The 19,197-nt window shown below is 47.4% G+C and carries 18 protein-coding genes; 2 read left to right on the top strand and 16 right to left on the bottom strand.

The genetic code is table 11. The features are described 5' to 3' along the window. Window positions 1–94: 94 nt before the first annotated feature. Window positions 95–883, top strand: a complete 789-nt coding sequence (locus QMD03_05290; GenBank protein ID MDI6776644.1) for an enoyl-CoA hydratase-related protein — start codon at window positions 95–97, stop codon at window positions 881–883. Between the two features lie 78 nt (window positions 884–961). Here the strand turns inward: QMD03_05290 and QMD03_05295 are convergent, their stop codons facing one another. The 6 genes from QMD03_05295 to QMD03_05320 all read right to left on the bottom strand — a co-directional run bounded on the left by QMD03_05295 (window position 962) and on the right by QMD03_05320 (window position 8,353). Beyond that, entirely contained in the window at window positions 962–2,176 is a 1,215-nt protein-coding gene (locus tag QMD03_05295) for an acetyl-CoA acetyltransferase (GenBank protein ID MDI6776645.1), read from the bottom strand. Window positions 2,177–2,189: 13 nt separating this feature from the next. After that, the gene (locus QMD03_05300; protein ID MDI6776646.1) at window positions 2,190–3,611 is read right to left on the bottom strand and encodes a hydroxymethylglutaryl-CoA synthase; all 1,422 of its coding nucleotides are present in this window, start codon (window positions 3,609–3,611) and stop codon (window positions 2,190–2,192) included. A 33-nt stretch (window positions 3,612–3,644) separates the two neighbouring features. Then, entirely contained in the window at window positions 3,645–5,045 is a 1,401-nt protein-coding gene (locus QMD03_05305; GenBank protein MDI6776647.1) for a replication-associated recombination protein A, read from the bottom strand. A 57-nt stretch (window positions 5,046–5,102) separates the two neighbouring features. Beyond that, window positions 5,103–6,314 carry a hypothetical protein gene (locus QMD03_05310; protein MDI6776648.1) on the bottom strand — a complete coding sequence of 404 codons (1,212 nt, stop codon included), beginning with the start codon at window positions 6,312–6,314 and terminating at the stop codon, window positions 5,103–5,105. A gap of 243 nt (window positions 6,315–6,557) precedes the next feature. Beyond that, a complete protein-coding gene (locus tag QMD03_05315; protein MDI6776649.1) occupies window positions 6,558–7,658 on the bottom strand; it encodes an ABC transporter ATP-binding protein in 1,101 nt (366 codons plus the stop codon). After that, window positions 7,655–8,353, bottom strand: a complete 699-nt coding sequence (locus tag QMD03_05320; GenBank protein ID MDI6776650.1) for an ABC transporter permease — start codon at window positions 8,351–8,353, stop codon at window positions 7,655–7,657. The genes QMD03_05315 and QMD03_05320 overlap by 4 nt, the downstream gene beginning before the upstream one ends. Window positions 8,354–8,805: 452 nt before the next feature. Here QMD03_05320 and QMD03_05325 point away from each other — a divergent pair, with 452 nt between their 5' ends. After that, the gene (locus tag QMD03_05325; GenBank protein ID MDI6776651.1) at window positions 8,806–9,114 is read left to right on the top strand and encodes an enoyl-CoA hydratase-related protein; all 309 of its coding nucleotides are present in this window, start codon (window positions 8,806–8,808) and stop codon (window positions 9,112–9,114) included. A gap of 26 nt (window positions 9,115–9,140) precedes the next feature. On the opposite strand, the gene QMD03_05330 is transcribed toward QMD03_05325, so the two are convergent. The 10 genes from QMD03_05330 to tolQ form a co-directional block, all read right to left on the bottom strand. After that, on the bottom strand, window positions 9,141–9,983 hold the full coding sequence (locus QMD03_05330) for a DUF4292 domain-containing protein (protein ID MDI6776652.1): 843 nt from the start codon (window positions 9,981–9,983) through the stop codon (window positions 9,141–9,143). Next, the gene (locus QMD03_05335) at window positions 9,980–11,707 is read right to left on the bottom strand and encodes a tetratricopeptide repeat protein (GenBank protein ID MDI6776653.1); all 1,728 of its coding nucleotides are present in this window, start codon (window positions 11,705–11,707) and stop codon (window positions 9,980–9,982) included. Before QMD03_05335 ends, QMD03_05330 begins: the two co-directional genes overlap by 4 nt. Window positions 11,708–11,720: 13 nt before the next feature. Then, window positions 11,721–12,632 carry a divergent polysaccharide deacetylase family protein gene (locus tag QMD03_05340; protein MDI6776654.1) on the bottom strand — a complete coding sequence of 304 codons (912 nt, stop codon included), beginning with the start codon at window positions 12,630–12,632 and terminating at the stop codon, window positions 11,721–11,723. Between the two features lie 38 nt (window positions 12,633–12,670). After that, entirely contained in the window at window positions 12,671–13,990 is a 1,320-nt protein-coding gene (locus tag QMD03_05345; GenBank protein ID MDI6776655.1) for a S41 family peptidase, read from the bottom strand. A gap of 264 nt (window positions 13,991–14,254) precedes the next feature. Next, entirely contained in the window at window positions 14,255–15,112 is an 858-nt protein-coding gene (gene ybgF, locus QMD03_05350; GenBank protein MDI6776656.1) for a tol-pal system protein YbgF, read from the bottom strand. Between the two features lie 19 nt (window positions 15,113–15,131). Further along, entirely contained in the window at window positions 15,132–15,758 is a 627-nt protein-coding gene (gene pal, locus QMD03_05355) for a peptidoglycan-associated lipoprotein Pal (GenBank protein ID MDI6776657.1), read from the bottom strand. Window positions 15,759–15,893: 135 nt separating this feature from the next. Further along, the gene (gene tolB / locus QMD03_05360; protein MDI6776658.1) at window positions 15,894–17,225 is read right to left on the bottom strand and encodes a Tol-Pal system beta propeller repeat protein TolB; all 1,332 of its coding nucleotides are present in this window, start codon (window positions 17,223–17,225) and stop codon (window positions 15,894–15,896) included. A gap of 28 nt (window positions 17,226–17,253) precedes the next feature. Further along, window positions 17,254–18,012: an energy transducer TonB gene (locus tag QMD03_05365; protein MDI6776659.1), complete on the bottom strand. Its 759-nt coding sequence runs from the start codon at window positions 18,010–18,012 to the stop codon at window positions 17,254–17,256. After that, window positions 18,009–18,434, bottom strand: a complete 426-nt coding sequence (locus QMD03_05370; GenBank protein ID MDI6776660.1) for a biopolymer transporter ExbD — start codon at window positions 18,432–18,434, stop codon at window positions 18,009–18,011. The genes QMD03_05365 and QMD03_05370 overlap by 4 nt, the downstream gene beginning before the upstream one ends. Before the next feature lie 4 nt (window positions 18,435–18,438). Further along, window positions 18,439–19,188: a protein TolQ gene (gene tolQ / locus QMD03_05375; GenBank protein ID MDI6776661.1), complete on the bottom strand. Its 750-nt coding sequence runs from the start codon at window positions 19,186–19,188 to the stop codon at window positions 18,439–18,441. Window positions 19,189–19,197: the final 9 nt, after the last annotated feature.

A 19,197-nucleotide genomic window follows, 5' to 3' on the forward strand; every position in this document is an offset into this window, starting at 1 on the left:
AAAAAAAGGGCCCCTTTGAAGAACAGAAAAAGCGGACAATTCATTTGCTACAAAACCGGACAATTCTATTTACTCTTGACAGGAGGATTTTGGAATGACATACAACACTCTAAAGGTTGATAAGAAAAATGGTATTCTAATTATCAAGATAAACCGACCGCAAGTTCTTAATGCCTTGGATTCCGAAGCCTTTGATGAATTAGAAAAATGTTTTGATTTTGCAAAGAACGACCTGAATACTAAGGTTATAGTTTTAACAGGGGAGGGTAAAGTCTTTAGCTCAGGTGGAGATATGTCCCTTTTGAAATTGATCTCCGAGTCAACTCCTAATGAAATTCGCTCTATAGTATATAGAGTCCAAAGGCAAATGGGTAAAATGGTAGAAATTGAAAAGCCCGTGATTGTTGCCATCAACGGAGCTGCAATTGGAGTAGGGCTCGGCGTAGCACTTCTGGGAGATATTAGAATTGCTGCTGAAAATGCTGTTCTGGCTACAGAATTTGTCAAAGTAGGTATAATACCTGAAACAGGTGTCACCTATACGCTGGCAAGGATAATTGGCTACTCAAAAGCCCTCGAGTTAGTTTTAACCGCGCGGCGAATCAGTGGAAAAGAAGCAGCGGAGATCGGCCTTGTAAATAAAGCTGTCCCCCTGGAAGAACTAGAAAAAACTACCATGGAACTGGCTTCAGAGTTAAGTAGTTTACCTGCCATTTCCTTAGGTTTAACCAAAAGAGCAATGAGAATGGGGTTAATGGGAACCCTGGAAGCAGCTTTTGAAAATGAGGCTACATTTAATTCAATCTGTTATGCCACTGAAGATCACAAAGAGGCAATAAAAGCTTTTAAGGAAAAAAGGGCTCCCAAATTTATGGGCAAATAGTACTACAGTGTTTTTGTTTTGACCTGTCTTACTAATCGCTGATCGCTGATCGCTGACGGCTGAACGCTTACATAACCTTTAAGGAAGACCATAAATGGCCACCGCGCACATGAACTTTCCCGGCAGACCAGCCTGATTATGAACCAGCCCCATCCGGGGATTTTTCAACCGGCGTGTCTTATCCTCTGCTCTTCCCAGGAGCTGCTGGTATATCTCGAAGGCCTCTCTGCAACCGCTGGCGCCGATGGGATGCCCAAAGGCTTTCAACCCTCCGCTGAGATTGACAGGTATCTCCCCCTTCTGGGTCCAGGCCCCGGACTCTATATCCGCTCTCGCTTTTCCCCTCTCGCAGAGCCCCATAGACTCCACGGCAATAACTTCGGAGATGGAGAAACAGTCATGGCACTCTACAAGGTCGAGCTCTTTCCGGGGATTCGTTATTCCTGCCATGGCGTATGCCTGTTTACTGGCGTGTACCGTCTCATCCCAGATGGTAAAGTCATAATCTGTCCTGATGCTTCCCTGTCCCGGCCCTACGGAAAGACCCAATCCCTTGATAAGGACATAGTCGTCTTTGAATTTTTTTGCATCCTCTGCACGGCACAGGATAGCCGCCGCCGCGCCGTCGGTTACGCCGCAGCAATCGAATAAACCGAGGGGCCACGCAATTACGGGCGCGTTTATCACCTGCTCCTCGGTGATCACATTGCGGAGATGCGCCCGGGGATTTCGGGAGGCGTTGTAGTGACTCTTTACCGAGACCTTGGCCAGCATCCTCTTTCCCTCCTCCGGGGTCAGTCCATACTTCTTGAAATATCTCGTGGCGGCAAGGGCATACATGCCGGGTGCGGTTATACCCCCTTCAAATACGGGGTGCGGAGGTATAGCCAGCTCGCCAAGTCCGCCGAAACCGGTATCCTTCAGCTTTTCAACACCTACGACAAGAACGATGTCGTAGACCTTGGCCGCTACGGCAAAAGCGGCATTTCTCAGGGCATCCGTCCCGGTAGCGCATCCGTTTTCCACATGGGTGACGGGCTTGTATTGGAGCTTCAAGGGCATCGAGATCGCCGCCCCGGTGATCCCTGTGGACGTCATCCCGGTTCCCGTACCGTGAAATCCTATTGTGCCCACCCATGCGGCATCAATATCTTTCATCTCGATCCCGGCATCCGCCAATGCATCATAGGTGGCATCCACCACCATATCCTCACTCCCCATGTCCCAGTTCTCACCGAATTTGGAACAACCCATACCAATAATTGCAACCTTGTCTTTAAAGCTTTCTGCCATCTTCCATCCCTCCTTATGCTCTTGCCGGCCGGCATTTCCAGAAATAGTTGTGAATACCCTGCGCCTCGTGAACCCTTCTAAAGGTAAATTCCACCGGCATATCAGGACTGATCTTTTCCGTGTCCCGATCCGTCAAAACAGTGGAAAATCTTCCTCCTCCGACGATGTTCACGATGGCAATGACGGTGGGTTTATCTACAGATGTGGCCAGATTATCCATACTGTAAGTAAAGAGCGTCCCCTTTTTGTCCGACAGTCTTACCTCATCAAAGTCATCCTTGGCCTGACACCACGTACAGACCCTCTGCATAGGGAATTGTATGGTTCCGCACTGCCGGCACTTATGCCCGTGACAACTTAAGAGCCAGCTCCTATCCCTCCATGACATGGTCAGGGCTCCGAACCTTTCAGGCTCCCGCTGCCTGCCCCAATCAAGAATGTTCCGGAAATGTAAATACTTCCCATAAGAGGACAGTTCCATCCGTGATGCAAGGTTCTTCTTTATCCCCCGCCTGTCCCTGATCTTCTCTATCTGGTCGCATACCTTCAGGATGAAGGCATCCGCCCCGTCGCCGTAATTGGCAAAGAGTATCTTGTCCCCCGGCTTGGCCTCTTCCAGGGCGGCGACCAACATCATCATGGCCTGAGCCGATCCCGTATGCCCCACCGTGGAAAGAAGAGAGTCCTGCAACTGGGTGGCGGGATCGAAACCAAGCTTCTTCGCAATTTCAAGGTGCCTCCTCTGATCAAAGGCATAGAACACGACTTTGCTGAAGTCCTTCGGAGTAACTTTATACTTTTTGAAGATGATAGAGATTATCTCTTCAAGATGGGCCAGGTAACCTTTGGTAACGATAAATCTCTCCTCCCATGCCTGGACGTACCTGTCCTCCTCCCTCTTCCAGATATCCATGAATTCACTCGAGATACTGGCGCTTCCTTCAATTTCCACGGCGAGATCGGAATCTCCTATCAGAAAGGCCGCCGACCCATCGCCGAAAAGCCTCTCGAATTGAGAATCCGGGGCGGGCACACGACAATCGGCTGCGGCAACCAAGAACCTTTTTGCCGATCCAGCCTTAACCGCATCTATCGCGGCTTTCAAAGCGTTTGTCCCCCCCCTTACCGAATTGGCAAAATCTGCTGTCGTGATGTCCCTCCTGAGATCAATTACCTTGGCGATGATGCTTGCGTTTTGCTTCTCCCGGTAAGCCGGGGTGGTGGTCGCAAAATAAAGGCCGTCAATCGTTGACCTGTCCAGGCCGTTGAGGCAATCAACGGAAGATTCCGTGGCCATGGTAAGAGAGTCTTCATCCCAATTGGCCACCGCCTTTTCCCCCTTCCCCGCAGGACTGCCCCAGGTCCGGGCCAATGTCTGCATATTCATCCGGTACATGGGAATGTATGCCCCATAAGAAGTTATACCTACTGCCATTTGTTTCCCTCCCTTCTGTTTATTAACCTGCGTTCACTCCTCCTTAATTCGTGGAGGTCGCATGACCTCCCCTTTCTTTTTTCTTGTTGCCTCTCGAACCCTTCGCCACTGTTCAATCCTTTCTCTGATTGTCTTCTCGTATCCCCTATCCGTTGGGATATAAAAGGCAAGTCCCCTCCTCTCAAGTCTCTCCGGCAGATATTCCTGAGGGACATAGCCATCTTCAAAGTCATGGGCATACCTGTAACCTCTGCCATAACCGAGATCCTTCATCAATCGTGTGGGTGCATTTCTGATGTGCAGGGGAGCAGGAAGCGCTCCGGTTTCCCTTATCGTTTCCTTTACCTTGCCATAGCCGACATACAGAGCATTGCTCTTGGGCGCCGTGGCAAGATAAACAGCGGCCTGGGCCAGGGCCAGCTCACCTTCGGGAAGACCGATGAACTGAAAGGCCTGCATGGCGGAAAGAGCTACGTTAAGCGCCCCCGGGGCGGCATTGCCGACATCTTCCGAGGCAAATCTTACCATGCGGCGGGCGATGTAAAGGGGATCTTCACCGGCCATGAGCATGCGCCCCAGCCAGTAAAGGGCTGCATCGTGGTCACTCCCCCGCAGGCTTTTGTGAAAAGCAGATATCAGGTTGTAGTGTTCCTCTCCCTTCTTATCGTATTGCAAGGCTTTCTTCTGCAGGGCCATTTTTACCGCGGCAGAGGTAATTTTTCTTCCCTTTCCTTCCTCTATCTGCAGAAGAGAGACAGCCGCTTCAAGATTGTTCAGGGCGACACGGGCATCTCCATCGGCAGACCAGACGATATACGCCAGGGCCTCCGACTCAATTTCCAGAGAGAGGGTCCCAAAACCCCTTTCCCGATCATTGATGGCCCTGTTTACGATACATGAGAGTTCCTCGTCGGAGAAAGGCTTCAGGACCATGACCCGCGACCGGGAAAGAAGGGGTGCAATGACCTCAAAAGAAGGATTCTCCGTCGTTGCGCCAATCAGGGTGACGAGACCACTTTCCACATGGGGCAAGAAGGCATCCTGCTGGGCCTTGTTAAACCGGTGAATCTCATCAACGAAGAGAACAGTCTTTTTTTGATGATCTCGCCACTGTCTGCCTGCCTCATCAATAACTATCCTAATCTCCTTTACGCCGGAAAGGACAGCCGAAAAGCTTGTAAAATAAGATTTTGTTTCATGAGCAATGACACGGGCCAGGGTGGTCTTACCGGAACCAGGCGGCCCCCAAAAAATCATGGAAAACAGGTGATCCTCTTCTATGGCGCGACGGAGCAAACTATTTTTAGCTAAAAGATGAGACTGCCCCACATAGTCCTCAAGTGCGCGGGGCCTCATCCTGTCCGCCAGGGGACGGCTATCTATCCTCTTTTCCTGCTGGTCAAAAAGGTCCTTCATCGGCTCATTCACGGCCACGACGGAGCGTGGCCCTCCACCAAATCGGTAATTTATACTTTTTACTGGTGGCGAACTTTACGTTTCGGGAATTCCCAGCTTAGCCAATAACCCTTTATGCCTTCGATACCACAGGTTTGGTATAAGCCTGTACAGGGCCCTCGATACAGGCCCAATGTACTCACTCTTTCTTCTATCGAACTGGCAGGCCTGAATGACCTGTTCCTTAATCTCTTTTTTATTGCCCCCTTCGTTAAATATCTTATAGGCGCAATGAAACAAGGGACTGTACATATTCTTTTTTTCCAGGTATTTGTGGACATTCCTGATGGTGTAGGGACCTTCCGGTGTCCCGTCTATTCTCTCCAGCACCTTGATGTTCGTTTCTATGGGATTACCGGTGAATAGTTCATAGAACAATTTGCCGTACCGGTAATTCTTGCTTGCCTCGGAAGAAACGGTTACGTACATATCTCCCACGCCTGCTTGGCTGTGAAAGGCTTGAAAACTACCACCTAACAATTTTGATAGGGACCTTATTTCAACACCAGATCTCGCAAATATGGTCCCGGGAAGGGAATCACCGAGGTCTAAAGAATCCGTGACTCCCTTGATGTTTGCCACAATATTCTTGAGAGAACCGCATGCCTCTACTCCAACGATATCAAAATTATAATAGGAATACAATTCCCTCCTGTTGAATCTCATGAGATCCTCTCTGATAATCTTTGATATACGCTTTCCCCCGGCAATGGTGACACACACCGGATTTCCCAGTGCGATATCTATATCAAAGAATGGTCCCCCGATACAAACCACCTGATACTTATACTTCAGATTGTACAGATAATTGTTAATCAACTGGGATGGCGTAATCAGTTCTTTTGTAATTTCATCAGAAGTAAGACCTTTGATCGGGGAGATGAAACAGGTATCTCCGGCTTTCTTGTCAATCAATGGTTTCAGGTAGTTCAATAGCTCGGGAAGCCGGTCCATGGTGATGGAAAGAAAAATAAAATCGTTATCCTCCACCGCCCGTTCCAGATCATTCGTCGCATATACCCTCGATGACAATCTGGGAACCTTATCTATACCTCCCAATCTCTTAGCGAGATCCTGGGTCAGGTGTTTCGGGTTCAGGCGCTCTCTATTAATAGCCCGGCATACATCTGCATCGTGATAATAGAGGGTTACTCTCTTATTATCCCTGCCAAACTTGTAGGCAAAAGACGTTCCGAGTCTGCCAGGTCCAATAATTGCGATTCTACTTGTATCCAGATTGGTTATCATTGTTTATCAAATATGAACGTCTTTACTGACTTTAACTGCACTTTAAAAATACGTCGGCGTTTAGCTATCAGCCGTCAGCTTTCAGTAAAAAAACAGGGGATTAGACAAAACACCTTCTCATTGTTAAAGCAATGTTTTATGGATAATTCATTACTTTTCTTTATCTTGCTGACGGCTGAATGCTTACAAAAATACGTTGTCATTATAGGTAAAAAACCCTCCCTGTCAAACAGTATAAAGGTCTTATTTTTCCTGCCGGATCACGTGAACGGCCGTTGCCTTAAAGGATACGGTTGCGGCCTTTCCCGCCTGGAGAGACAAATTTTCCCCGGATTGATGGGCAACAAAGGCAACAACCACAAAACCGCAGTAGAGGTACACCTTACAAAAGAGTCCCAGAGGTATGATTTTTAAAATCTTTCCCGAAAGAACATTTCCCATACCTGGCTCTCCCCTGACAGAATTGGTCGAAAGTGTTATATGTTCGGGGCGGATACCACAGACCACCTTTTCCCCCGGAGTCGCAACACCTGCGACCTGGACATGATGACCGGAAATGGAAACAGTAAAAGCCCCCTCCCCCTCGCCGGCTTCTATCACACTACCCGTCATGAGAGTCTCCATGCCGACAAATGAGGCCACAAACAGATCCACCGGATGATCCATTACCTCTGCCGGAGGACCGATCTGAACAATTTTCCCTTTATTCATCACCGCAAGCCTATCCGAGAACCTCAATGCTTCCTGCAAGTCATGGGTTGCCAGTATCGCTGTTGTCTGCGTTTCACGGAGAATCCCTTCCAGATCTTCAATCAGTGATTCCCGGCTGGGAGGATCGAGGGAGACAAAGGGTTCATCAAGGAAGACAATCTCCGGGCGTGTGGCAAAGGCTCTGGCAAGACTCGTCCGCTGTGCCTCTCCTCCGGAGAGCTTACGAGCGGAGCGACGGCTGAGATGACTGATACCAAATCGTTCCAGACATTCCATCACCCGGCGCTGGATTTCCCCTTTTCCCATCCCGCGAATCTTCAAACCCGAGGCGACATTGTCAAAAACCGTGGCATTAAAGAGGAGTGGCTCCTGGAAGACCATGGCGAGCTTTCTCCGATATGCAAATACAGCCTGATGTGTATCCACCCTTTGTCCCTTGAAGATGATGGTCCCCCGGAATGGCTTTAACAAACAGGCCAGGGTAAGCAGGACGGTGGATTTTCCTGTACCATTCGGTCCGATGAGGGTAAGGATTTCTCTTTCCCTGATAAAAAGGGAGGAGATGTCCAGAACTGTAACTCCCCCCCTTTTTACCAGCAGGTTTTCTACCTCCAATACTGGCGTTGCATTCATCTCGGTCTCTCTTGCTGTTGTATCTGTGTGAGGATGGCATTAATCAAAAAGACAAACAACAGAAGGATGACACTGAGAGCGATGGCAATCTCAAAATTTCCCCGGCTTGTCTCCATAACTGTAGCTGTCGTCAGGACCCGGGAGTATCCCTTGATGTTGCCACCTACCATGATGGAGGCGCCGATTTCAGAGATTACCCCTCCGAACCCGGCCATGACTGCTGCCAGCAGGGGCAGTCTTGCCTCCTTCATGAGTATCCAGACCATTTGAAAGCGGGTAGCCCCGAGAGCAAGAATCTGTAACCGGAGATTTCCGGGAAGTTGCTGAATAGCCGCCAGGCTGATACCGGTTACAATGGGAGTTGCAATGATGGCCTGGGCGATAATCATGGCTGTCGGTGTGTAAAGGATTTCCAGAAATCCCAATGGTCCGCTTCTCCACAGAAATATGGTAACAAAAAGGCCAACCACCACCGGTGGAAAAGCCATACCGGTATTAAACAGACTGACAACGAACTTTTTCCAGGGAAATTCAGAGAGGGCAACATAAGTCCCTGCGGATATCCCAATCAGTAAACTGATGATCGTGGCTGTACCGGATATCCGCAGAGAAAGCAGGGTAATCCCCATTACCTCAGGATCAAAAGTGATGAGGAGATAAAATGCCTTACCGATTCCTTCGAGAAGCAAATCCATCTCTCTACCCGGAGTATCTCTGCGAGAGCTTTTGAAAATTGTCTTCGCAAGCGCTCAAAATCTTTTTTCGACCATGCACATCTCGCTTCGCTGCCAGGGCAAAACTCAGGCTTTGCCTTCAAACAGTTGCCCTGGCGGGCGCTTCGCTTTGATGGCATGGTGCCCGAAAAAATCTTTGATTCGCCCTTCACGAAGACAATTTCCAGTTTTTCAAAGGTCTCTCTGCGTCAATAAATAACCGTTGACTTTTCCCAAAACGTTCTTTTATATCTTTACAACTTGATACCGTCAAAGTCAAACTGCAAACTAAAAGGTAGTCAGAATCCCAGGGAGTTACTTTTTGGCGACATTGTCACAGGAAAGAATATGCCTCGTTCCAAACCTTATCCGAACGGGCTAAAATTGACTAAGGGAGGTAAAAATAAAAATGGATATCATTTTAATCTGTCGGGATGCTCTGCCGCCAGTACACTGCCCGACAGGCTTATGAAATGGGTCTGGTAAATGCCGTTGTCCCCAATGCCAAACTCGAGGAGGAGGTAGATAAATGGTGTGAGGAGCTATTCGGCCTTGCCCCCTCCTGCCTGCAAATAGTGAAACAGAGTTTTAATGCTGTGGGAAACGAGATAAAATGGACTTCTGAAAAGATCTTATCCCTGATTGCCCCGGATTTCTTTGACCGACCGGAGGTAAAGGAGGCGCACGAAGCATTCTTTAACAAGAGGACACCGAATTTCTGGAAGGACGCCAGGAAGGGTTAGTTAGCAAAGCTGAATACTTACTCCCATTAGTTCATCATGATCGGCTCTACGCCTGGAGGAAGCGGCAGATCAAATACCTCCGGGTCCGTTTCTGCCGAAAGCTGGGGATCAGAATACTCAATGGTAATACTTCGTTTATCAGCCCCTCTGGTGGCGACGGTCACCTTTCGGGGAATAATTACATTTTCCACCCTGACGAAACCTTCAAATTTTACGGAATACAAGATATTCCCCTGATCAGCAAAGGCGTCAACCCTGACCAGATGGTTATCCGCCGGATCTAGCCATAGAGACCGGATTTTCTTGTTCTGAGAGGTCACATCTATCCGGTATAGTTTACCTTCTGGAATTCCCTCCAGGGTCTGACCTCTCTCATCAAGAACAGGACAGGTACCGGTCAGGATGGAGAGCATCTCCTCTACCGGAAGACTGATGGGGAAAAAAGAGGAGAGATTCTTTGTGGTTGCCTCACCGATGTAAAACTCACCTTTCCGGGGCAGAAACACCTTTAAAACATTTCCCTTTACAGAGAGGAAAAAATCGGGGGGACCGATAAGGGGGATAGTCTCAACCCTTAAAAACGACGGCTTCTGCAACATCACGGCGACCCTTGCAGGATACCTTCCCCGGGTGGTGATGATCTCCATACGGGCAATGGCCCTCAGTGTGCCTTTAAGATGAGCCTTTGAAGCAGCCTTTTCTAAGGCGTTCTCGGGAGAGGAGAAATAAGCCGCAGAAAGAGGGACTTTTCCGGGGAGACATCCGGAAAAGGCAAAAAGAAAAGAGATAATGAGAACAAAAGCAGGAAAAAATTGCAAACCTACAGGGAAGGCGTACCTTCTCAAAGAGAGGTCACCCGGAGCGCTCATTGGCTATTGCTCTTATTTTGTTTCTCCATAAGTTCATCTATTTTTTTTTGCAGGACTCGATTTGCCGGATTTAACTTCAAAGCCTGTTTGTATACCTCGAGGGCATCCTTAGTACGACCTGCCTTAGCATAGGCATCGCCTAAGTGTTCCGCAATAGCAGCATCGTCAGGCAGGATATCTGATGCCTCCTTCAGGTATTTTATTGCCTGATCCATCTTGTTTTGCCGGAAATATACCCACCCCAGGCTGTCAATCATATAGCCGTTCCCCGGCTTTAGTTGCAGGGCCTTTCCGATCATCTCCTCCGCTTTATCAAGATTTATCCCCCTGTCGGCATAGGTATAACCTATAAAATTAAGGGCCTCCGCATTGTTGGGGTCAATTTTCAGGACAGTTTCCATCTCTTGAATACTCTCTTTGAAAAGTCCCATCTTTTCGTACAGGGCGCCAAGACTGTAATGAAGATCAGCACTCTGGGGCAGGACGAGAAGACCTTCCTTTAATGCCTCGCAGGCAGCGGAGAGTTTTTTGTCCTCCTCATAAAGGGATGATAGAAAGAGATACAGTTCGGGCCATTCCTTTTTGTTATTAATGGCTTCTCTAATCACAGCGATAGCCTCATCGCCCTTACCCTCTTCCTTCAATCTTACTCCCATTTGGATCCGGGCGCTTCCATATAAATTTGAGTCTGCAGGGATCTTTTTAAACTCTTCAAGGGCACTGTTGTATGCCTTCTTTTCTTCATAAGTTAGGGCCAATAGATACCTCACCCTGTGATCGGCTGGATGATCTTTCAGTAAGGAGGCAAACTCCTCAATTGCCTGTTCATACTGCTTCCTCTCCAGGTAAATAAGACCGAGGGTCATCTTGACTTCTCTATTGTTGCCATCAAATTTCAGGATTTCTTGAAACTCCCTTACCGCTTCATCGTATTTTTGCTCTCTTAAAAGAGTCTCTCCCAATTTCATCCTCACATTGACTCTTGTGGGATACAAGTCGAGAAAATTTTTGTAGGTTTCTATGGCTAAAGTGTTCTTTTTTTGCCTTTCGTAAAGAACTCCCAGGTCAATTAATGCAGGCTCAAAGGCAGGATCTATAGCCAGGGTCTTTTTGAACCTCTGCTCAGCTTCATTATAGCGTCTCATACTGGTCAATATCCTGGCAAAATAATAGTTACCCATCAGATGATCAGGGTCAATACGGAGTAGATTCTCGAATACCCCGACGGCCTTTTTATACCTTTTGTCTTCCGCATAGATCATCCCCAGGTGAATATGGGACATTAAATTTTTCGGATCCAGCTCAATGACCCTTTCGTATTCCCTGACGGCATTTTTATAGTCTTTTATATTCAGGTATAGTCTGCCTAACATGAGATGTGTGTCCACGTCATCAGGATTATCAGGGAGAGATTTTTCACAGAGACTGATGGCCTTCTGTATCTCACCCTTTTTAATATAGAGTGTGGCAAGTTCAACGGCAAGGTAAGAGGACGTAGGGTCAAAAGTTAAGGCTTTTTCAAACTCTCCGATGGCTTCATCAGGCCTTTCATTAAGAGAAAACATTACACCGAGAGAGTAGTGATAGGTGGCGTTAAATGATGCCCTCCCATTATCCGGCTGTAGGGCCACCTCCCTACCCTTACCCGGTGGGAAGAGGACGCACCCACTGAGTAACAGTGACAGGATAACCAGCAGACATTTTTTTATCATACCAATGCGCATAAAGTTTTTTTATTTAATCTTCTCTCGTGGTTTTCTTTCCGGTCATCTCAAGAAGCTCTGACACGGGGACGATGTCAATGCCCTTTGCCTTAAGGAGGGGCACGGCCTCCTTAAGTGCCCTGACGGTAGAAGGATAAGGGTGCCCGCTTACGATGACGATCTCCATTTTCTGCGGGTTACGTTTATCCCATAGATCCATCAGAATCTGAAAGGTCGCTTTATAATCTCTGCCGTTGTCAATAAACACATCTCTTGCAGCAAACCGAAGTCCTATCTCCTTTGCCAGTTCTCTTCCTTTCGAGTACCGGGTTGTTAAACTGTCCACAAAGAAAAGACCTCTCTCCTTGATCTGCTGCAAAACGACAGACAATTTTGTCCTGTCTTCCATAAATCGGGAACCCATGTGATTATTAACCCCTACAATATAGGGAACAGCGTCAAGGTCTTCTTCGACCTGCTGCCTGATCTGATCCTCGTTCATCCAGAGGAAAAGGGCCCCGCTCCCCGGTTTTTCTTCGGGATAAGTTTTAGGTTCCATCGGCAGGTGGAGAAGAATTTCTCTTCCCTCCCGGTAGAGTATCTCGGCGGCATCAACAGAATGTGGTAGGTGGGGAAGAATGGCAAAGGTGATGGGAGCATCAATCTCAAGGAGTTCATTCAGTGGGGCAAGATTATAACCGATGTCATCAATAATAATGGAGACCTTCTGTTTTTTTAGAAATGGTATCTTTTCCTCTCGTCTTTCTGTATCATACCTTTCCGGTGGCTCCTGATATGGCATTTCTCTCAGAGGACCACCCTGTTTTCCTTTTAGAGGTTCCTCCGTCGTTTCCCTCGGGCGCTTGGGTTGCAAGAGATAAACAATCGCAACAACTAAGATAATCGCGATAATGACAGCCAAGGCAAAGCCTCTCGTGAATCTCATACCCTCCTTTCACCACAATGTCCGCAATATACCAACGTTTAACTTTTCACTTCCCCGGTTCCTGAACTGGTTTTCTTGAATATCTCCCAGCTCTTTATCATATCTACGGCGGCTTTCAGTTGATTATCCTCCATCGTTAAATCTTTAGATTCCTTTTTTGCAGAGTCTACTGGGCTGTCTTCTTCTTTTGGCGACCTGATGTGACCAACAAGATCCTGTTCTCTTATGGGCTTGGCTGACGATCCCTTTTCCTCGGGTGTTTTTAAATATTTAACCACGATATCAGGGGTGATTCCTTCGGCCTGGATAGATCGCCCCTTGGGTGTGTAATACTTGGCGGTGGTCAATTTCAATGCCGAGCCGTCCTCAAGAGGGATAACGGTCTGCACAGACCCCTTTCCAAAAGTTTGGGTACCGAGGATCAATGCCCTTCCGTTATCCTGAAGTGCCCCGGATACGATCTCGGCAGCGCTGGCAGTTCCTTCGTTAACCAGAATGATGATAGGATATGTTGGCTCATCACCGTCGTCTTTCGCCATAAACCTGCTTTCTACGTTTTTTACCCTCCCTCTCGCGGACACAATAACCCCTGATTTCAGGAAGACATCGGAAACTTCTACCGCCTGAGTGTATAGACCACCTGGGTTGTATCTCATATCCAGGACCAGACCTTTCAAAGGAGAGCCCTCCCTATTGACTTCCTGAATGGCTTTTTTAACTTCCTCCACTGTTCTTTCCTGGAAGGAAGATATTCTGAGATAAGCGATATGATCATCAACAATTCTGGACTTGACACTCTTTATCTTGATATCAGCACGGGTGATCATAAAGTCCTTTGGCAAGGGCATATTTTCCCGCAAGATGGTAATCGTAACCTTCGTATCTTTTGGTCCCCGTAATTTTTTAACAGCTTCCATAATGGTAATATCTTTGGTAGATACTCCGTCAATCTTGATAATCTGGTCTCCTGCTTTAATACCGGCGTGAAAAGCAGGGGTATCCTCAATAGGCGATACAACGGTAAGGACATCTTTTAAGATGGTAATTTCAATCCCGATACCGCCGAAGCCCCCTCTCGTTTCCACCTCGAGTTCCCTGTACATGTCCGCAGTCATGAAGGCACTGTGGGGATCAAGAGATCTCAGCATCCCGTTGATCGCTCCCTGAATGAGGGTCTTTGAGTCTATGTCCTCCACATAGTTCTTCTCCACCATGTCGAGGATCTCATTAAATATCTTGAGATTCTTATAGGTGTTCCGGTCCACCGCGGAGACCTGGCTGTCACCACAGGGGCCAAGAAGGACCAATAAAGTAAAAAGGCATAACAGCGGTAGCGACTTACAGAAAAATCTCTTCATGGAAAGCCTCCAGGAATTTATAGGTTCGTGAAATAATAACATTTTTATCCGTTAAATTTCCATAACTTTTTATTTGCTTCGGGTCTTTGTAACTCTGAAAAAACCTTTAGCAACTCACCGAAAAGGACCCATTCTTGGACTCCTGTGGGGGTACAGAAGAAGTTATTGCAGAATAAGCGGAACTAAAAGATGGAAAGATTCCCATCCGGGAAGGGCAAGGCATACCGGTAAGGAAAGTGTCTGTTCAGTTCTTTCTCATTGGTATTACTTAATTTCCATCAATTTTGCTCTTGCTATCCTTGCCTGGTTGGTATGGGGATAATCCTTGATAACCTGTTGCAGGATAATTCTTGCGCTTGATTTGTCACCCAGTTCAAGGAAAGAAAATCCCTGTTTCAGCAGGGCATAGGGAACCTTATTTCCCTGGGGATAGTTTTTAGCCACCTTTTCATACTCGAGAATCGCCTTTTCATATTTTTTTTCCAAGTAGTAACACTCACCGATCCAGAATTGGGCGTTATCGGAATACTCTGTATCAGAAAATTGTTTCAGGAAGTTTTGAAACTCCGTCCGGGCCTTCTCATACTTTCCTTCTTTAAAGGTTTCATAGGCCGCCGCGTAAACTGATTCCCTGTCCGCTTTCCCTTTTATGGCATCCTTCGAGGGAGGGGAGACACCCTGTCTGTCTCTCCCTGCCGCAACCTCTCCGAGTTCGCTTTTTTTGCTGATTCCAAGAAAGCTTTCTATAAAATTAATTTTGAAGGATATATTATCCAGCTTTTCCCGGAGAACCTTATATTCCTCGTCTCTTCGGTTTGCCTGCTGAACCATGGTTAGGATGTCTTTCCGGAGTCCCTCGACAATCCCCTTCAGTTGCTGGATATGATCCCTAAGCTCGGTGATATCTGCGCCAACGCCAGCCTGGCCCTTTCGTAAGGTTGTAATCGCCTCTGTCTTCTTTTCAAGTTCCTCTTTCAGGGCCAGGGTCTTTAGCTCTATCGTCTTGACAGTTTCGTCAACGATGACAAGTTCTCCACGTACCTGCTTCAAGCCCTGAGGCGTGGCACAACCTGATATGGCGATGAGACACACCAGCAAAAAAAAGGATAGACAGTTTTTCAATCTCTATGCCTCCCTACAGTCATGGCGCTGCTTTCTTGGGAATGACGACAAAGTGGGCTCTCCTGTTCTTTGCCCAGGCCTCTTCGTTATGACCTGGATCCAGGGGACGTTCCTCACCATAACTGATTGTTTCTATCCTCGTTTCGTCAATACCGAGGTCGGTAAGGTATTTCGCTGCTGCTGCTGCCCGCCTTTCACCGAGAGCCAGGTTATATTCAGTAGTTCCTCTTTCATCACAGTGTCCCTCAATGACGAGGCTGCAATTTTCATGCTTCAGCAGCCAGTCTGTATGTTGCTCAAGGATCTTCCTTACTTCAGGTTTAAGGTTGAATTTGTCGAAATCGAAATGGATATCCTCAAGTTTAAATTCCTCTTTTGCCGTAGGAACCAGTTCTTTCGCCGCCTCCTCTTTCGCCGCTTGTTCTTTCAGTGCTTGTTCTTTCAAGGTCTGTTCTTTCAGTGCCCGTTCTCTTGCAGCCTGTTCTTTTGCAGCTTGATCTTCTAAAGGAACCTGTTGCTCCACTGCCGGCGGTTCTTCTCCGGTTATCACGGCTTTCTGCACCGGCTTTTTTGCACACCCGGTTACCAACATGGCCGAAACACACACGGTCAGAATGAGTATTACCCATAAGTTTCTTTTTCTCATACTTCCTCCTCCTCTCAAGTTTTTTTGCGTTGTTAAAAGTGTTATAGGCAAAAGACACATTTAGCATAAACATAATAGCATAACCGATGTCAAGTGGAAACGGTAACATTCTGGCCTATCTGGTTTGTAAAAGACTTATTTAAGATGTACATTATAACACTTCGGGGACCATGAAAGGCCGGAACAGTCGTCAAGCCCCTCGTATAATACCCTCATATTTGACCCGTCGGCATTCATGACACATATCCTGGACTTGCCATTTTTCCTTGAATGGAAGGCTATGTATCTGCCGTCCGGTGACCAGGAAGGAGACTCATTGTTTGCAGCATCGGAGGTAAGCTGAAGAAGATTACTACCATCCCCTTCAATGGAAAATATCTGGAAGCGGCTGTCTGTCATACCTTCATAGGCAATTCTATCTCCCCTAAGAGACCAGGAAGGGGAGGTGTTATATTTCCCTTCGTAAGTGAGCCTTTTTACATTACCGCCGTCGGCATCCATCAGGTAAATCTGGGGAGAACCGGAACGATTTGATACAAAGGCAATTTTCCGGCCATCAGGCGCCCAGGTGGGGGAGACATCTATGGCAAAATTATTGGTCAGACGTCTGAGTTGACCGTCCTTGAGATCCATAACATATATCTCTTCATTGCCGTCCTTGCTTAAGGTCAGCAGAATCTTTTTGCCATCAGGTGACCAGGAGCCGGAAAGATTGAGTCCCCTGAAGTTCACCATTTTTCTTGTCGTTCTGTCTTCAAGAGACATAAGGTACAGATCCGGGTTACCATTTTTGTAAGATGTAAAGGAAATATACCTGCCATCCGGTGACCAGCGGGGCGAGAGAGTAAGGGACTGGTAGTTGGTTATCCCGGTAAGATCAGATCCGTCAAAGCCGATAGTATAGATATCTGAGGCTTTACCCTTCTTCAGGACAAAGGCGATCTTTGTATCAAATACTCCTTCGTTTCCCGTAAGCGCCAGGAGAATTTCACCGGCGAACTTGAAGACCATATCTCGCCTGCTATCCATTTTCCCGGTGTATCTCTTTCCCGTGATAAGTTCCCCTTTGATCACGTCGTAGAGACGAAATTCCGTGATAAGGTCTCTCCCATCGAAAAGGAAACCTCCCTTTACCAGATATTCTGCGCCGATGATCCTCCAGTCGGCAAACCGGATGCTCTCAGCCGCAAGCCCCCCCTGATTTTGATTTTCAAGAAAGGCCTTTTTGATGATGACATTGAATAAACCTGTTGCCTCCAGACACTTTGTTAGGGCATCGGAAAACCAGATCGAGAGGTTTTCCTTGTCCTGGCTCCTGTTTAATCTCTCGAAATTAGTGATGGCGATGGGAAATTTTTGAAAGGCGGGAGAGTCTATATCTATATACACCTTACCATTGGCACTATGACCTCCATACAGGACAAGTGAGATAACAACAATACATACAAAAAACTTATGACGACACATTTGCCTCTAATAGCTGATAGTTGATATTTTACCGCATCTCGGATGAATGAAACCGTATCCCCACCTCGATACTGTTGTCCCTGAGCTGCTCAGGTAATGGAGGGAAGGGAGACGCCTTTTCGATGGCCTTCATTGTGGACTCATCAAAGTAGCGATTACCCGAGCGCTTTTCAAAATTAACGTCGGTTACTGTTCCATTCCTTAAGATTCGCAGATGGATAACTGCCCCTATGTTCTTCCCCGACAGGATATCCGGAGGGAGCACCCATTGACCCTTGATCCTTTCCCAGATTATGGCGTAATAAGCCTTCATTTTCATGCTCAGTTCAGCATCGCCCTGCTGGGTTAATGAAGCCACTGTACCTTCAGCTACCACCGGTGGTGTCGCCCTGTCCTGCGGGTTTGACAGGGACAATACCCTCTGCCTGATATCTTCTATGGCTCTTTCGCTACTACCGGTCTGCTTTTTCTGGATTTCGATACTTCTTGTCAGTCCCGTGGCGGTGGTATCAATGCGCTTTTTTAGAATGATTGGACGATCTCTCAGGTCTGTTTCCATGAGTTCTCTTGAGATAGCCGAGGTAGACTTCTCTTTTAATAGATCTTCAGAAAGACTTACCAGTTGAACCGAATAGATGGGGCCAAAGGTCCACCTCGGTGAAGGCAGCGTTGGTGAAAAGAGGATAGCAGAAAGCGCCAGGGCATGGAGTAAAAGGGAAAGGAAAATCATGTTGTTCAGACTGATCCTGTTGTTGTCTCTTCCCTTGCCTATCCTTGGAGACGTCATCTTGCTTCCTCTGGCGGTTCGGTGATCATTCCTAATTTATCAACACCGGCCTTCCTTACCCGGGACATCACCTCAACAACAAATCCATAAGGGACATCCCTGTCAGCCCGTAAGAAAACCTCTCTCTCGATCCTGTGGGCGAAGATACTTTCCAGCTTGGCATTGAGATCGGTCAAGGGAACTTTACTTTTATTGATGAAGATATCTCTCGTATTGTTGATGGTGAGGATAATTTTTTCCTCACTCACATCAACGCTCTTTGACTTTACACGGGGAAGATTTACGTCTATTCCCATCTGGAGCATCGGGGCGGTGACCATAAAGATGATCAGCAGGACGAGGACCACATCAACGAGGGGAATCACATTGATATCAGCCAACGGTTTGGTTTCAAAATAGCTACGCTTTCTTCCGTATCTCATGGGGCTACCCGAGATAATGCCGTTTAATAATGTTCAACAACTCAGAGACAAAGTTGTCCATTTCCATAGTTATCGCCCTGATCCGGTTCAGATAGTAATTATAAAAGATGACTGCTGGTATAGCCGCAGCCAGACCGGCGGCTGTGGCGATAAGGGCCTCCGAGATACCGGGTGCCACGATGGCCAAGGTCGCTGAACCCTTTACCCCTATGCCTCTAAAGGTGTGCATAATCCCCCAGACCGTCCCGAAGAGGCCGATAAAAGGGCTGGCACTACCCGTCGTTGCCAGGAAGCCGAGGGTACTTTCAAGTTTGGTGCATTCAGTTCCACAGGCCCTGTTCATGGCCCGTTCAATATTATCAATACCATTCAGCGGCAGGGCAGCAAGACCGGGGTCATCAGCCTCTCTTGCCGATGCTGAACCTTTGATTGCCCTTGTTAACTTGGCCAGTTCCGTATATCCTGCCCGGAATACTTCGGCAACTGTTGAGTACCTGAATTTTTTTGCTTCGGGAAATATTTCTGACAGCTTGTCCTTCTTCATATAGAGATCCAAAAAGATGCTATTTTCTCTTCTTACTTTTTTGATGGTTCTGTATTTCAGCAGGATAATGGCCCACGAGACGACGGAGAAGAAAAGGAGCAACAGGAGGACGAACTGTACCATGCCTCCGGCATCGAGGATCATGCTAAGCAGGCTGCCATGAAAATGGCCCGTAGGATCTACAGCGCCAATAGAGGAAATATCTTTCACTTTTACTCT

Source organism: Syntrophales bacterium (assembly GCA_030018935.1).
Lineage (GTDB): Bacteria > Desulfobacterota > Syntrophia > Syntrophales > CG2-30-49-12 > CG2-30-49-12.